Origin of the sequence: Micromonospora pisi (genome assembly GCF_003633685.1) — a bacterium.
GTDB classification, from domain to species: domain Bacteria; phylum Actinomycetota; class Actinomycetes; order Mycobacteriales; family Micromonosporaceae; genus Micromonospora_G; species Micromonospora_G pisi.
In genome coordinates this window covers 214,985-230,726 of sequence record NZ_RBKT01000001.1, presented here as the reverse complement: position 1 = coordinate 230,726, position 15,742 = coordinate 214,985, and the positions used below count along the sequence as shown (strand labels likewise).

The window sequence follows — 15,742 nt, the reverse complement described above, 5'->3', positions numbered from 1 at the left end:
GGCAGATAATGGGCTGAAACTAGTCATCCGTACGGTGGGTCACCACTCGTACGGACGGGTGGCCCCCCGCTGCAAATGGCACTCCGACTTCCTCGACACGTGCACGAGCATCCGGTTCGGGGGAGTGAGCTGCGTGGATTGCCCGCACCGCGAATCCGGGTCGCCGTGGCGGACCGCGCCACGGGGACCGCGAGCGGAGGTCAGCCGACACGCCAATGTAGACGCACAGCGACCGTCGTAGTGAGGCGCGTTTCTGGCAACGCGCCCGACACGACTGCCTCAGGTCCACCGTGCTCCTGGCCCCGGTAGACGTTCACCGACGTACGTTGCCGTACCCGGGGCGCTCGCTGGTCAGGATCCAGGGCGTCAGGACAGGGCGAGGACGCAGAACTCGTGGCCCTCCGGGTCGGCCAGGCACGTCCACGGAACGTCGCCCTGGCCGAGGTCGAGGTCGGTGGCGCCGAGGGTCCGCAACCGGGCCACCTCCGCTGCTTTGTCGTCACCTGGGTACGGCAGCAGGTCAAGATGGACGCGGTCCGGCACGTTCTTCACGCCGGGCGTGCGGAGGAACTCGAGATACGGGCCGACACCCTTGGCGGAGCGCAAAACTGCATGGTCGTCAGTCACCTCGTGCAGGGTCCAGTCCATCGCCTCACCCCAGAACCGGGCCATGGCCTGCGGATCCGCAGAGTCGACCACCACCCGGGCGATCGGCCCGGTGTCCCGGTAGATCTCCCGAGGCTCCAGCACGCAGAACTCGTTGCCCTCCGGGTCGGCGAGGACCGTCCACGGCACTCTGTCCTGGCCAACCTGGGCGGGCGTCGCACCGAGTGCCTTCAGGTGCGCGACCAACTCCGCCCGATGGGCCGCAGAGGTGGTGGCGAGATCGAGGTGCGTACGGTTCTTTGTTGTCGTCTTGGGTTCCGGGACGGCAACGACGTCGATGCAGACGGCGACCGGGTCCGGCCAGACGAAGCCGCCGACGGGTCCAACGTAGGTCGTCCCGCCGCTGTAGACACCCCAGCCGAGCGCCTCCGCCCAGAACCGGCCGACCGCCCAGTGATCAAGAGCCTTGATGTTCACCTGAACAGGTCGCAGTGCCATGCCAGCGATCCTATGTGCCCACTCCGCAACGACAGCCGCAGATACCGTCGCCGAACAGGACCAACTTTCCCACCAACGTTATGGTCGGCCGGTCGCCTCGCCGGTGGTCCGGTGGTCGACCGCTCCTCTGGGTTACCGCGATCCTGCCCGCATCCAGGCTGCTTCCTTGTGGAACAACCATGACTTATAGGGACATGACGATCTCGTGCTAGTCATCCAGAGATGACCTGTGCTCCTTGATCCACGCTTCAACATCCTCGGCAAGCCAGACGTTGCCCATGCCAAGCTGCGCTACGGGCTCAGGAAAGTCTCTGCGCTGGGTTATCTGGTACACGCGCTGACGCGAGATGCCTCCAAGCGCATCCCTGATCTCCTGCGAGCCCATCAGCCTGAGCTTTGCCATGCCGCAGACGCTAGGCACGTGTCGGCTAGTCCTGTGCCAACTGGTCGAGCATCTACTAGGCGTGCGTACTAGTCGTGTATCGTCTAGGCTTCTGACTAGCCCCTGCGGGAGACGGGAGAGCTGAGCTTGCGGTGGTCGTGGTTCACTGCGAAGAGCGGGGAGATCAAGTTTTACGGTGCTGGTTCTGTCCTAGTTTTTGAAGGTAGGCACAAGAAAGCCCCTAACTTCGGTTACGTGCCTGCCTTTCGACCTGGTCGACGGGAACCTGTGCGGGCGACTCTGACCGACAGGGAACTTGTCGCTATTGCCAGGAAAGAGGTTGCTCGCCACGCACGAGCCAAATTCTGGAAGCCCGTGTGTCTGTTCTGTTCCTGGTCTGGCTGTGAATACCTGGATCGTGCTGTCGATTTTCTGCGGCAGATGGGAGAGCCTTCGTGACGGGTTCGGCGTACGAGACGGTGAAGAAGGCCCTCAGGGTCGTCGGTCAGCACGAGGACGGAAAGAAATGCGCCTCGTGCGCGGACGACGGATGCCCGGAGCTGAAGAAGGCGGAAGCTCTCACCAAACCCGGAGAGTGGTAATGCCGCTGAGTTCGGAGCAGAGAACCAGGATCGTCCAACTCAAAGCCAGGAAGGTTGTTCGGGAGCACTGGCCGGTTCGTGGTCTGTGTCGCGTGTGTATCGCTCCCGCGTGTGTGAGATTCGTTCGGGCATGAGTGGTGTTGGAACTTCTGGATGATCCGTACGAGCCCAGCTGGGCGAGCCGGGTAGAAGCAGCAACGGCAAAGGCGCGGGTGAACACCTTCCGGGTCAAGGTCACGGGAAATCCAGGTATCTAGATCCTGAGGAACAAAGAGACCCTGGCTGATGTCGTCCTCGCGACCCACGCGTTCAGGCGGCGGTCGACGGGCGGCTGACCTCGTCCGGGTTCCGATCGGGCCGCAAACCACGCCAGGACGCGTGCCGCAGCCGCCCGTCCGGGGTGACCGTCCGGTAGACCACCTCGCCGACGAGTGTCGGTTCGACCCAGCGAGCGTTCTTCGCCTCCGCTGTCGGCACCGGTGCGGCGAACGGTGGTCGGTCCCGTTCCAGACGCCGCAGACGCTGCCCGAGGTCCTCCAGCATCGCGTCGGTGAACCCGGTACCGACACCACCGACGTAGACCAGCCCAGCCGGCTCGTGGATCCCGAGAAGTAGCGAGCCGACCAGGCCCGACCGCCGGCCGGCACCGGGCTTGTACCCGGCGACCAGCACCTCGGTCGTCTGGATCAGCGCGGTCTTGCGCCAGGACGGAGATCGGCGGCCGGGCTGGTATTCGGACTCGACCCGTTTCGAGACGACTCCCTCGAGGCCACGCTCCCGGGCGACCGCCAGCACCGAGTCCGGGTCGCGGTCGAACACCGGGGAGACGTTCACCTGTTCCCCTGCCAGCCCGAGCTCCTCCAACGCGGCCCGGCGCTGCGACCACGGCCGGTCGAGCAACCGGGTCCGGTCCAGCCGCAACAGGTCGAAGACCACGTACCGCACCGGAGTGGACGCGATCAGGGACGCGCCCGGTGCCCGTACGTGCATGCGGCGCTGCAACGCCGAGAAGCTCGGTGCGCCCCGCTGGTCCAGGGTGACCAACTCGCCGTCCAGCACACCGCCGCGTCCACCGAGCAGCGACGGCAGCACCGCGATCTCCGGGTACGCCGAGGTGATGTCCCGGTCGTTACGGGAGAACAGCCGCAGCCGGCCGTTGCGCTCGGCGTACGCGACCGCGCGTACGCCGTCCCACTTGAACTCGTACGCCCAGCCCGCCTCGGCCGGCAGCTCACCGGCGACCGCCAGCATCGGCGGGATCAGCGCCGTCGCCCCCGTCGCGCCCACCGTCTGAGCATGGTCCAGTTCTCGCCCGCCCGGGGCGCCTTTGCGGCAACTGGCGGCCCTCTCCCGCGCCGGGCTCCCGCCCGTTCAGATGGTGAGGCAGAACGGGTGCCCGGCCGGGTCGGCGAAGACCCGGAACCGTTCGCCGCCACCGTCGTGCCGGGACGCACCCAGCTCACGCGCCCGTGCCTCGCCCGCGTCGAGGTCGTCGACGGTGATGTCAAGGTGTGCCTGCTGCGGGTACGCCGGATCGGGCCACCTCGGCGCCGTGTAGTCGGCGACCGGTTGGAACATCACGCTCCTGCCGTCGCCGGCGATGAGCGCCCCCTCCGGCCCGTCGTAGGTGACCTCCATGCCCAGGAGGTCGGCGTAGAAGCGGGCCAGCGCGGGCGCGTCGGGCGCGTCGATCGTCACCGCGTACAGGCCCATCTCCGGGCCGACGCCGTCCCTGTGGCAGAGGTCGAAGGGGTGGCCGGCCGGGTCCGCCAGGGTGATCCAGCTCGGGCCGGCGGCCAGCCGGGTGGCGCCGAGGCCGATGGCCCGTTCTGCCGCCGCTTCGTGCCCGTCGACCAGCAGGTCGAGGTGGAACTGCTGCGGCAGATCCTGACCGGGCCAGCGGGGTGCGAGATGGTCGGGAGCGTGCTGGAACGCGACCTCCTGGCCGTCCCCGGTCCGTATCGTGATCCAGTCGACCTCCTTACGGACCACCTCCCAGCCGGTCAGCGCGGCGTAGAACGAGGCGAGTTTCGCGACGTCCGGTGCGTCGAGTGCTACGAGTTCCAGGCGGCCAGTCACAGTCATGCCCGCCATCCTGCCGCCGACCTGCGACAGAAACGGGCGTGCCAGCCGGGCCGGGGCCGGTCAGTGGAGCCTGCGCTCCAGCCACCGGGACAGCATGGTGAGTGGCAGACAGATGACGAAGAAGACCACGAGTACGCCACCGAGGATGGGCACCGCGTGGGTGTCGCCACCGGTGAGGGTGAGACGTTCGATCGAGCGCTGGGCCGCTTCGAGGATGTCGAGCAGGCCGATCACCGCAGCCAGCGAGGTCTGCTGGGTGAGGTTGACGACCAGGCCGATGAGCGGTGGCAGGGCGCGTCGGGTGGCCTGGGGCAGGATGACGTACCGCATGCGGGCCGGCCAGGGCAGTCCCAGCGCGGCTGCCGCCTCGGTCTGGCCCCGGGGCACCGACTGCACCGCCCCACGGACCACCTCCGCCATGTTGGCGCTGCCCCAGAGGCTCAAGCCGATCGCGGCGGCGGTGAAGGTCTCCACCGTCAGGCCGATGATCGGCAGGACGAAGAAGATGAAGAACAGGATGATGATGATCGGCAGCCCACGCCAGATCTCCACGTACGCCCGGATCACGGCGCGTACCAGCCGGCTCGGCAGGGTCAGCAGCGTGCCGAGCAGCACGCCGATCGCGATGCTCGCCCCGATGCTGATCGCGGCGAGCAACGCGGTCGTGCGTAGGCCGGTGGCGAGGTAGGTCGCGACCGGCGGTACCCAGGCCGGCATCAGTGTCCTCCCGGGATGGCGTAGTGGCGTTCGACGGCCCTGGTGCCCCACGACATGAGCCACACCAGCCCCAGGTAGATGACGCCGATGGCGAGGAACATCTCGAAGACCCGGAACGAGACGGCGACGATGTTGACCGCCGTCTCGGTCAGCTCCGGATAACTGATCGCGATCATGAATGACGAGTTCTTGAAGACCGATATCTGGGTGTTGGTGACCGACGGCAGGGCGATCCGCCAGCCGAGCGGGAACGCGACCTGGCGGAAGGCGGCCGTACGGGAGAAGCCGAGTGCCCGGCAGGCTTCGACGTACCCGTTCTCGACCGCCTCGAAGCCGGCCCGGAAGTTCTCCACGTTGTACGCGCCGCCCCAGAGCAGCAGGGCGAGCCAGCCGACGGTGAAGGCGTCGAGCCGGAGCCCGACCTCGGGCAGCGCGAAGTAGAGGAAGAAGATCTGCACCAGCAGCGGGGTGTTGCGGAACACCTCCACGTACGCCCGGACGAGTTGGTGCGCGACCGGGACCCGGAACGCGGAGACGGCGCCGAGCAGCGCGCCGACCACGAGGGCCCCGGCCATGCCGATGACGCTGATCTCGACCGTACGGAGCAGACCGCCGCCCAACTCGCCGAGATGGTCGACGAGGAAGCCGGGGTCGAAGCGGTAGCCATCGGCGCTTGTCATGTCGTCAGCAGACCAGGGTGGACCCGGTCGGGTAGCTCAGGTCGTTGCCGGGGCGTGGGACGAACTTGGCGAACTGCTGTTGCAGGGTGGGGTCGGTGACGGTCTTCTGGAACTCGGTCCAGAAGAACTCGTCGGTCTGCATCTTCTTGAGCGCCGCGTTGACCCATTCGAGCATGGCGGTGTCGCCCTTGCGTACGCCCATTCCCCACGGGCTGCCGGCCTTGCCCTCCCCGACCACCTTCAGGTCTGGGTTCTTCGCCGCCAGGTCGAGCAGCAGGGTGTCGTCCTGGGCCAGCGCTGCCCCGCGTTCCTGCTTGAGCGCGGTGAGGGCCTCGCTCGTCTGGCCGAAGAGCACCTGCTTGGCGTCCTTCATGCACTGGGTCAGCCAGAGGCTGGCGGTGGCACCGTTGGTGCTGATCACCGACTTGCCGGTGAGGTCGGCGAACGAGGTGATCGGGGAGTCCTTCGGCACCAGCAGCTTCACCCCGCTGGAGAAGTACGGCGTGGTGAAGTCGATGGTCTCCGCGCGTTCCTTGGTGTAGTTCATCGTCGCGATGATCAGGTCGATCCGGTTGGTGGTGAGGAAGGAGACCCGGTTGGCCCCGGTGACGCAGGTCAGCTCCACGTTGTCGGCGTCACCGAAGGCGTAGCTCGCCAGCTTGCGCGCCACGTCGATCTCGAAGCCGGCGTTCTTCGCGGCCTCGTCGATGTAGCCGAAGGGCGGATAGTCGCACTTGACGCCGATCGCCAGCTTGCCCTTGTCCTGGACGTTGCCCGGCAACGGCGCGCCGACGTCGACGGGCGCGCCGGCGGGAGCGTCATCGGCTCCGCCGTCGCCACCGGTGGCACCGCAACCGGTGGTGAGAGCCAGGGCGACGGCGAGCAGAACCAAACCAATACGTGATCTCATCGCGAACTCCTCCTGCCCACCCACGGTGGGCTATCTCAAGACCTTGCGGAGAAACTGACGGGTACGTTCCTGCTCGGGGTGGTCCAGCACGTCGGCCGGCCGCCCCTGCTCGGCGATGACACCGCCGTCCACGAACACCAGACGGTCGCCGAGTTCGCGGGCGAAGCCCATCTCGTGGGTGACGCAGAGCATCGTCATCCCGGACCGGGCGAGGTCGCGCATCACGTCGAGGACCTCGCTGACCAGTTCCGGGTCCAGGGCCGAGGTCACCTCGTCGAAGAGCATCACGTGCGGGTCCATCATCAGGGCCCGGGCGATCGCGACCCGTTGCTGCTGACCGCCGGAGAGCTGCCGGGGGTACGCCCCGGCCTTGTCGGCGAGCCCGACCCGGTCGAGCAGCGTACGGGCACGCTCCTCGGCTTCGGCCCTGGGCGTACGCAACAGCTTGCGGGGCGCCAGGGTGAGGTTGTCGAGGGCGGTCAGGTGCGGGAACAGGTTGAACTGTTGGAAGACCATGCCGATCCGGCGGCGTACCCGGTTGAGGTCGACTCCGGGCGCGGTCAGGTCCTCCGACTCGAGGAAGACCTGCCCGGCGGTGACGGGTTCGAGCAGGTTGACGCAGCGCAGCAGGGTGCTCTTGCCGCCGCCGGAGGGGCCGATGATGGCTACCACCTCGCCCCGGTCGACGGTAAGGTCCACGCCCTTGAGGACCTCCAGGTCGCCGAACGCCTTGCGTACGCCGCGCAGCTCGACCATGGGGGAGGTGGCCGCCGGGGCTCCGCGCCCGGTCCGGTCTCCGTCGTCGGGATCCACACCAACCTCCTTCACAGATCGGCTTAGTCGGTTTTTGGAGGGCGGGGCGGGGCCGATGTTCGGCCCCGCCCCATCCGGGCTGCGGGTACTACCGCCCCAGGCGCTCGAACTGTTCCGGGGTGAGTTTCTGCGACGGCCCGTGGTACATCGCGTTGAAGATCATCTTCTCTTCGCCCCGGTTCCAGGTACGGAACGCGATCTCGCTCGCGAAGGTGACCACCGAGCCGCTGCCGACGGTCCAGGAGAGGCCGTTCACCGCCCCGTTCAGATACTCGCCGCCGATCAGCCAGCCGCTCTGCAACTGCTCCCCGCTGTCCGGGTACTTCGAGACGACGTGTACCGGGTACTTGTTCGGGTCGGTGAGCTCGTAGGCGCGGTCACCGTCGAACCAGGTCGGGTGGTGCGGGTCCATACCCCAGGCAACCGGGTCGTCAGTGTCGATGTCCTGGCTGAGCAGCGCGCCGGGGCAGTAGAAGACCGACGAGTCGCTCGGCAGGATCGAGCGCAGCGGCAGCTCGAAGAGTTGCTGCGCGGTGTTCGCCCCGCTGCCGTAGGCGACCAGGGTGCCGCCAGCGGTGACGAAGTCCCGCAGCTTGTTCCAGCCGTCCTCGCCGACCCCGAACGCCCAACTCCACTCCGGCGGGTAGTTGTTCTGGTTCAACCCGTTGGTGATGGAGCTCTTGCTGACGCCCTCGGGCATGACGATGGCGTCGAACCGGCCGGACAGGTTCTTGTAGTCCTGCGCCTTCACCACGGAGTAGGTCACCCCGTACTGGTCGAACATCCACATCAACCAACCGGACTGGATGTTGTTTGCCGGCTTGAGCAGACCGATCCTCGTGCCGGGCTTGAGCTGGGCGCCGGCCACGCGTGGCACCACCGCGATCGCGGAGATCGGGATGCCGGTGGTCCGGGACTGGTTCTGCAGGATCTGCCGGGCCGCGTCCGTCGGCGGGACGACAAACGTGCCGGCCGGGAAGGTCCGGCCGGCGTCGACGAACTGCGCCGCCGCGCGGAAGGTGGGGATGCCCTGCTTCTGCAACCGGGACACGATCTGGAAGACGCCGTACGACTCCGGGCCGATGACGTACGCACCGGTGCTGGGGGGCGCGTCCGGCATCGTCACCGGCGCTGGCTTGATCTCGGTGAGCAGTTTGGCGGTGACCGAGAACGAGCCGGTGACCAGGTTGGCCTTGAAACCGAGCAGCATCGGCAGGGTCTGCGCGGTCACGTCGTACGGGCGCTGCGGCGGTCCGCCCGGGTACTGCAGCAGGTGCGGGTACTCCTGCACCTCCAGCAACGTCTTCGCGAAGCCACCGTACGGCTGGTTCAGGTAGATGACGTACGACCCGGCCGGGTACTGCTGGCCGCCGGCGGTGAACGCGGACTGCGCCTGGTGGACCTCGACGGCCCCCTTGAAGAGGATGTCGATGGCGTCGCGTACCGCCTGCGGGTCCCGCTGGCCGGCCGGGATGACGTACGCGCGGGGGCTCGTCCGGGTGGTCGCCTTCACCCCGACCCGGTAGAAGTTGTAGAGCCAGTTGTAGTTGTCGTACGCGACCGCCTCGATGCCCGAGTAGAAGGCCTGCGAGACGATGTCGACGATCTGCCGCAGCGTCCACGTGTTCTGGTCGTACGGCTCGATGAAGCTGATCGACGATTCCTGGCTGCCGAGCGGACCGCTGCCAACCTGCGGGTAGGCCAGGTTCGAACAGCTGGCCGCCTCGGTCAGGATGCGCACCGCGTTGTGGTACACGCAGTACTGGCGCGACGGGGTCCAGTAGTCGTACGTCATGCCCCAGCCGACGCCCTTCATGCCGGCGGCGGTCATGCCCCGCTGCATCGCCATGCCGAGCGCGTCAGTCTGCTGCACGGTGATCGCGTCGATGTTCGGGTCGTACGGCGACAGGTAGGGCGGGGTGAACATGCGGGGTGCGTTCGTGCCGGCCTGGTGCGAGTCCTGGAACACCTGCGGGTGGTACTTGTTCAGGAGGGAGATGTTCATGTTGCTCTCGATCTGAGTCAGCATGAACCAGTCACGGTTGTCGTCGTGTCCGGTGTACTTCTGGTACAGATCCGGATACGTCCGCGCGTAGTTGGTGCCCGCCGTCTTGACGAAGTAGTCGTTGATCAGGACCAGCCCGTCCGGGTTCTGGGCCGGCACCAGCAGGATGACCAGGTTGTCGAGGATCTTGTTGACGTACTCCGACTGCTCGGTGGCGAGCCGGTGCGCCCATTCGATGGTGGCCTGTGAGTTGCCGACCTCGTTGGAGTGGATGCCGGCCTGTACGAAGTAGAAGGGCTTGCCGGTCCGGGCCAGCTCCTCCGCCTCCGTCGGCGACAGCCCGCGCGGGTCGGCCAGCCGATCGTTGATCTCGATCAGCCTGTCCAGGTTGCTCAGGTTCTTCGGCGAGCTGATCGTCAGTAGCACGTACGGGTTGCCGTCGGTGGTCTTGCCGACCTCCTCGTACGTGACCCGGTTGCTCTGTTCGGCGATGAGCTGGAAGTAGGGGACCATCTTGTCCCAGGTCGCGAGCTTGCCCTCGGACCCGATCCGGAATCCGAAGTACTGCTCGGGCGTCGGAATCGCGGCGGCCTTCGCGGCGGCGAACACGTCGACGGGCTGGGCGGCTGCCCGGGGCTGCGCCGAAGCGACATCGGGATGGATCACGGTCGCCGTGGCGGCTGCGGCACCGGCCGCCGCCGTCGACCTGAGCAACGTGCGCCGGGACAGACCTGAGCTTTCACTGATTGTCATCTGGCATCGCCTTCCGTGGTCGGCTCGTGGGCCGGCCATCGTCTGGCGCGGAGAACACCGCTCCGCGCCACTACCGGTAGGTCCTTCTCGTGGAATCCGCGTGGTGGTGCCTGGTACGCGAGGGCGACCAGTGGCACTGCCCAGATTCCGGATGCTCCCGTGCCTCCCAGATAGCGACAGGTGAGCACAGCCATCAGCCCCTTTGTGGACATCGCGGGTCCTTGGGGGCCCACGGCAGTGCTCCGCTGTGGATGGTTGGCGCGCCGTCGTCGTACGGATGATCGGTTTGTGGCCACGGCGGTTCGGGTCGAGGGCAGCAACGATCATCGCGACCCTCCCGGCCGTTTGTTGATCACTGGCCCCCATTGAGTACCAGTCGGCGGGACCTCACGGCAATAGAGATCAACGAATTTTACGACGTGGCAACGGTTGTAGTGATCTTGTTGCCGATCGAACGATCCGGGCAAACCGGACAGAGTTGCTTAGTCGCGTCATTCGGTCGGCCGGTCGTCGGTCGTCTCCGGGTCTGCGGGGCCAGCGGGCTCGGGCCCGGGGGAGTGGTGTGAGGTGTCGGGCCCGATCTTCCCGGTGCGAGGTTTTCGGGCTTGATCGACTTGGTTCGGGGCATGATCGGCGGAATGTTGGCGGGGGTGGGGTCGTTATACATCGCGTACGACCGGAGCAGCGCCGAGGCAGTGTTCTCTCCCCGCCTCATGAGGGCCTGTGGCCTCGTACTTCTTCCCGAGTGACGCACCTGTTTTCCCCCTTTACGTGTGTGCGCCTCGGAACCCCCGATTGGAAGGTGAACCATCGTGAAGACGACTTTCACCGCTGTTACTGAAGCTTCGTTTGTTCGTAAGACCGCCCTTGGTATCGCTGGCCTCGCCTTTGTTGGTGGCGCCGTCGCGGGTCCCGCGTCGCACGCGTTCGCGTCGCCGGCCGTGCACACCGCCCCGGCGATGACCACGGTCGCGCAGGTTGTTGACAGTAAGCCGGCCATGGACAAGCTGGTGCCGCACGGCACGCAGGGTGCCCAGTCGGAGATCTCGTTGAGCAAGGACCAGCTCGCGAACGCCAAGGCCATTACTGACACGGCCAAGAAGTTGGGTATGGGTGAGCGTGGTGCGGTGATCGCGGTCGCTACTTCGATGCAGGAGTCGAAGTTGGAGAACCTGGGTCATCTGGGTGACATGAACGACCACGACTCCCTGGGTCTGTTCCAGCAGCGTCCGAGTAGTGGTTGGGGTACCCCGGAGCAGATCACCGACCCGACGTACGCGGCGACGGCGTTCCTGAGCAACCTGAAGCAGGTTGACGGTTGGCAGGACCTGCCGCTGACGGTGGCGGCGCAGAAGGTTCAGGTGTCGGCGTTCCCGGACGCGTACGCGCAGTGGGAGAACCAGGCCGCCCACATCGTCCAGGACGTCTGGACCAAGTAAGCAACCAGCACAACAGCACGGCGAAGCCGGGCCCCCGCAGGGGGGCCCGGCTTTTCGCGTACCCGATTGCGCCGGTCAGCCGCCCACCGGAGTCGGGGCGCTGACCGCCGCCGGAACTCTCAGCTCAGCGGTGGCGAACGCGGCGACGCCCTCGGTGAACCCGACCCGGGCGCGGAACCGGATCAGTTCCCCGGCCCGGGTCGGGTCCGCGACCACGTGTCGTACGTCCGCTGGTCGGCCGCCGCCGACGACCTCGGGCGTGGGCCCGCCCATCGCGGTAGCCAGTTCGTGGGCGAGTTCTCCGACGGTGTGTGGTTGACCGGAGCAGATGTTCAGCGGTACCAGCCCGTTCGGCGGTGCCGTGGTCAGGGCGAGCAGGTTCGCCCTCGCGACGTCGGTGACGTGCACGAAGTCGCGTCGTTGCCGCCCGTCCTCCAGCACCTGGGGTGCCTGTCCGGCGGCCAGCGCCGAACGGAAGATCGACGCCACCCCGGCGTACGGGGTGTCCCGGGGCATTCTCGGGCCGTACACGTTGTGGTAGCGCAGTGCCCAGACGCCGCCACCGGTCTGTCGTGCCCACGCCCCGGCCAGGTGCTCCTGAGCCAGCTTGGTCGCGGCGTACGTGCTGCGCGGCTCCAGTGGCGCGTCCTCCGGCACCAGCCCCGGGGTGAGCGGATCACCGCACTCGGGGCAGGTCGGCTCGAACCGGCCGGCGTCAAGATCGGCCGGCGTCCGTTCGGTCGGCCGTACGACGCCGTGCCGGTCGCAGTCGTACCGCCCCTCGCCGTAGACCACCATCGAACTCGCCAGCACCAGCCGCCGTACCCCGACCCGGTGCATCGCCGCCAGCAGACTGGCCGTGCCGAGGTCGTTGTGTGCGGCGTACCTGGGGGCGTCCGAGGGGTCCAACCCGTGCCCGACCATCGCCGCCTGGTGACAGACGGCGTCGACCGTCGGTAGTACGCCGGCCAGTAGGTCGGCGTCCCGTACATCTCCGACGATCAGTTCGTGGCGGCGGGTCCAGGGAGGTGGCGGCCCACCGTGGGCCTGGGGCAGCAGCGCGTCCAGCGCGACCACCTCGTGCCCCTGGTCGGCGAGGAGATCGGCGACGTGTGAACCGATGAACCCGGCCGCTCCGGTGACGAGTATCCGCATTCCGGTCACGGTATGACCTCGGGCAGGGTCAGTGCGGGTACTTTCCGAACTCGCTGCTCAACGCGACCCCCGCCGAGCAGGGCAGCTCGCCCGGGGCCAGTTGGGTGTGCGACGGTCGCCAGAGCGCGGGCCCCTTCGAGGTGACCCGAGCCAGGAGACAGTCGTACTGCGAAGCCCGCAAGGACACGCCGACCATGCCGTCGCGCACGGCGACCTTCTGCTCGATGGCCGGGTCGAGTTCCAGGCCGGCGATCGCCACGCGGACGGCGGCCTCGTCCGGACCGACCGACTCCAGGGCACTCTTCAGGAGGTCGTCAACGCCACGGAGCGTCGGATCCTTCGTGACCGGCACCGGAGGGCCGGCCGGGCAGTCGATGTCGTCGTCGCGGCTGTCGTCGTCCGGCCCGAGCTGAATACGGAAGCAGATCGGCTCATCGTGTTTGCCGATCCGGAGGCCGTCAGGGGTCTCCCCCTCAGCATGACCGATCACCTGGAGCACCAACGTCACGCCGGTCTGCCAGTGCGTCTCGCCGTCGACGTCGAGAACGGTGACGTCGGAGTGTTGACCGGCAGAGTGTGCGTAGTCGCTGGCCTTGTGGAGGTGGTCGTACTCGAACCGGTCGAGAACCTTGTCAACCTTGCTCGTGGCGTCCGCCACCGCTCGGTCGTGGAGCGGGTCGGTCGGGTGGAAGTACCACCACAGGCCGCCCGCAACCAGCGCGACCACCAGCAATGCCGCCGTACCGAAAGCTATTCGTCGTCCTGTCCCCCGCACGGCCGGAAGTATGCCGCACCGGCCGTCGTCCCGTTGCCCCGCGCGGCGGCTCAGGACAGGCGGGGATGGGCGGCGAAGAACTCCCAGATCTGGTCCGTCGCCACGAGTCCCGCCGTGGGAGCCGCGATCATGCCGACCTTCGCCCCCGGCCAGGAGTGACCCATCTCGTCCAGCACGTACACGTGGACGTCGCTGCCGTCGGCGCACCGGGCCTGGGTCATGCCGATCGTCTCGGCGACCCGGGTGGACGTGGCCGGGGCGCAGCGCAGCCGTTCCTGCCAGGTCCGAATTCCAGCCTGGAACTCCTTGACGTAGCGATCCTGGCCACCGATGAAGGTGATCACCGAGACCGGTGTGCGGGGCGCATAGTCGGCGGCAGCGGCGAGCGGACCTCCGAAACCACCGCTGACCACGCCGATTGCGGCGAACACGCCGGTGGCCTCGACCGCGGCCCGGAAACTCAGGTCGCCCCCGTTGGAGATCCCGGTCAGGTACACCCGGTCCGGGTTCACCCGCCATTCGCTGATCAGGTGTTCGGTGAGCGCCCTGAGGAAGCCGACATCGTCCGCGGTGCCGCAGCAGACCAACGCGTTGAAGCCGCCATTGATCCCGTCGGGGTACGCGACCAGGAAGTTTTCCTGCTCGGCCTTGCCGTCCAGGCCGACCATCTCGCTCATGCCCAGACCCTCGCCGGGAAACGGGTGCAACGCGATCACCAATGGGACGGCGGTCGCCGGGTCGTAGCTCGCGGGCGCGTGGAGTCGGTATCGACGGGTGACTCCGGCGTGGTCGAGGGTCAACTGGTGCTTGCCCGGTGCGGGCTGTACGGCGGCTGCGGTGGGGGAGGCTGGTGTCGCCGGTGGTTCGCCCCCGTCGCAGGCCGACGCGCCGAGCAGCAGCCCCCACGCCATTCCCCAGATCATGATCCGTCGCAAGGCGTTCTCCTCCCCGTTGGCCCCCTAATCTGGGGCTGGTGGGTCGGCAGGTCAATCTTTTCGGCGTACGCCGAAACCCGGCTGGGCGGTCTTGCTGGCGATGTGATCGGGTTCGGTCAGGGGTTCGACCGTGCCGAGCGGACGTGGAAGATCTCCGAGTTGACGAGGCTGGCGTAGCTGGCCATGGACAAGGCCGTCAGGGCCAGAGTGAGCAGCGGATCGCTGACCACGGCGGCCGTCACGATCACCGCGGTCATCCCCACGCCCGCGATGACGATCCGTTTCAGCAGGAGCGAGCCGAGCGATCCCCACTGCAGCAGCAGCCCCGACAGCATCGCGATCACGATCGAGCCGCTGAGCAGGACGCGGAGCGTGTCGGGTAGCCGAGGCACGCCGTGGGCGATCTCCTGGACGACCTCGCCCAGCGCCCACCCGAGGAAGACGAGTGAGGTGCCGAGTGGTAGGTGCAGGAACGCGTACCACGACCCGTTGCGTAACCGGGATAAGGCAAGTTGGCTGGTCAGGAAGGTGGTGTAGATCCACCAGATGGAGACCGGCACCACGAATGCCAGCATCGCCGCGCCGACCAGTTCGCCGGAGCGGTGGCTCACCGGTACGGCGTTGAGCAGGTCGGCAAGCGTGGCGCCGAGCAGGATGATGGTGAACTGGCCGAGCCGCTCGGGCAGGTGTGAGGTGTCGACCGGGTGTTGCAGCAGCCAGCGGTACCCCCACACGGGGGTGCTCAGTTCGATCGCGACCGCGACCACCCAGAGGATCGGGCGGGTCGACGGGTCGACGGCGAGCGAGGCGAGCCAGAGAGACCAACCGACCCCGAACCCGCCGAGGTAGACCGTCGCCACCGACCGCTCCGCCTGGCTGGTGAGCAGGACCCGCAGGTACATCAGGATCAGCGCGCCGCGTACCACGAGGTAGCCGGCCGGCAGCAACAGGTCCTCGGGTAGGTGGCGTACGCCGATCGCGATGCCACCGGCACCGGCCGTCGCCACGAACACGAGGATTCGGTGGAGCCAGTCGTCCGGGTCGTATCGGGTGTCGTAGAAGGACTGGCTGACCCAGGCCCACTGCACGAGCATGTACAGCGCGACCGCGACCAGGATTTTCGAGGTGGCAGGCGACGCGCCATTCCCTATTTCCGTCGTGATGGACGAGAGCGCCAGCACGAACACCAGGTCGAAGAAGAGTTCCAGCCAGGTCGCGTGTCGCTCGCCCTCCTGGGCGGCGGGCCCTGTTCCGCGCAGCCGCAGCGGGTGGACGACCCTGGGCAACCGCGTCACCTGGGCCTCCGGGTTCGCTGTCGATCAGGCGATGATTACTGCAGGTAATCATCGCGCAATGATCGACGCGTCGGGGCTGGTCACCGCAGATC

Annotated in this window: 14 protein-coding genes; 1 reads left to right on the top strand and 13 read right to left on the bottom strand. The window is 67.4% G+C overall.

Annotated elements, in window-relative coordinates:
- Positions 1–366 precede the first annotated feature (366 nt).
- The 9 genes from BDK92_RS00970 to BDK92_RS00930 form a co-directional block, all read right to left on the bottom strand.
- Positions 367–1,104 carry a VOC family protein gene (locus BDK92_RS00970; RefSeq protein ID WP_121153692.1) on the bottom strand — a complete coding sequence of 246 codons (738 nt, stop codon included), beginning with the start codon at positions 1,102–1,104 and terminating at the stop codon, positions 367–369.
- Between the two features lie 208 nt (positions 1,105–1,312).
- The gene (locus BDK92_RS00965) at positions 1,313–1,507 is read right to left on the bottom strand and encodes a helix-turn-helix transcriptional regulator (RefSeq protein WP_211348996.1); all 195 of its coding nucleotides are present in this window, start codon (positions 1,505–1,507) and stop codon (positions 1,313–1,315) included.
- Positions 1,508–2,397: 890 nt separating this feature from the next.
- Positions 2,398–3,375: a non-homologous end-joining DNA ligase gene (gene ligD, locus BDK92_RS00960; RefSeq protein ID WP_246016707.1), complete on the bottom strand. Its 978-nt coding sequence runs from the start codon at positions 3,373–3,375 to the stop codon at positions 2,398–2,400.
- 84 nt (positions 3,376–3,459) lie between these two features.
- Positions 3,460–4,173, bottom strand: coding sequence for a VOC family protein (locus BDK92_RS00955; protein WP_342775796.1), 714 nt, complete (start codon positions 4,171–4,173; stop codon positions 3,460–3,462).
- A 60-nt stretch (positions 4,174–4,233) separates the two neighbouring features.
- A complete protein-coding gene (locus tag BDK92_RS00950; RefSeq protein WP_121153684.1) occupies positions 4,234–4,890 on the bottom strand; it encodes an amino acid ABC transporter permease in 657 nt (218 codons plus the stop codon).
- Positions 4,890–5,570, bottom strand: coding sequence for an amino acid ABC transporter permease (locus BDK92_RS00945; RefSeq protein WP_121153682.1), 681 nt, complete (start codon positions 5,568–5,570; stop codon positions 4,890–4,892). The genes BDK92_RS00950 and BDK92_RS00945 overlap by 1 nt, the downstream gene beginning before the upstream one ends.
- Before the next feature lie 4 nt (positions 5,571–5,574).
- On the bottom strand, positions 5,575–6,480 hold the full coding sequence (locus tag BDK92_RS00940) for a transporter substrate-binding domain-containing protein (protein WP_147456870.1): 906 nt from the start codon (positions 6,478–6,480) through the stop codon (positions 5,575–5,577).
- Between the two features lie 30 nt (positions 6,481–6,510).
- Positions 6,511–7,236 carry an amino acid ABC transporter ATP-binding protein gene (locus BDK92_RS00935; RefSeq protein WP_121161449.1) on the bottom strand — a complete coding sequence of 242 codons (726 nt, stop codon included), beginning with the start codon at positions 7,234–7,236 and terminating at the stop codon, positions 6,511–6,513.
- A 145-nt stretch (positions 7,237–7,381) separates the two neighbouring features.
- A complete protein-coding gene (locus BDK92_RS00930) occupies positions 7,382–10,051 on the bottom strand; it encodes a M14 family metallopeptidase (protein ID WP_170208445.1) in 2,670 nt (889 codons plus the stop codon).
- Between the two features lie 812 nt (positions 10,052–10,863).
- Here BDK92_RS00930 and BDK92_RS00925 point away from each other — a divergent pair.
- On the top strand, positions 10,864–11,490 hold the full coding sequence (locus tag BDK92_RS00925; RefSeq protein ID WP_121153677.1) for a hypothetical protein: 627 nt from the start codon (positions 10,864–10,866) through the stop codon (positions 11,488–11,490).
- A 75-nt stretch (positions 11,491–11,565) separates the two neighbouring features.
- On the opposite strand, the gene BDK92_RS00920 is transcribed toward BDK92_RS00925, so the two are convergent.
- The 4 genes from BDK92_RS00920 to BDK92_RS00905 form a co-directional block, all read right to left on the bottom strand.
- Positions 11,566–12,645, bottom strand: a complete 1,080-nt coding sequence (locus tag BDK92_RS00920; protein WP_121153676.1) for an NAD-dependent epimerase/dehydratase family protein — start codon at positions 12,643–12,645, stop codon at positions 11,566–11,568.
- 28 nt (positions 12,646–12,673) lie between these two features.
- The gene (locus BDK92_RS00915; protein ID WP_147456869.1) at positions 12,674–13,420 is read right to left on the bottom strand and encodes a hypothetical protein; all 747 of its coding nucleotides are present in this window, start codon (positions 13,418–13,420) and stop codon (positions 12,674–12,676) included.
- Between the two features lie 50 nt (positions 13,421–13,470).
- Entirely contained in the window at positions 13,471–14,355 is an 885-nt protein-coding gene (locus BDK92_RS00910) for a CE1 family esterase (RefSeq protein ID WP_246016705.1), read from the bottom strand.
- A gap of 116 nt (positions 14,356–14,471) precedes the next feature.
- Entirely contained in the window at positions 14,472–15,641 is a 1,170-nt protein-coding gene (locus BDK92_RS00905; RefSeq protein WP_170208444.1) for a low temperature requirement protein A, read from the bottom strand.
- Positions 15,642–15,742: the final 101 nt, after the last annotated feature.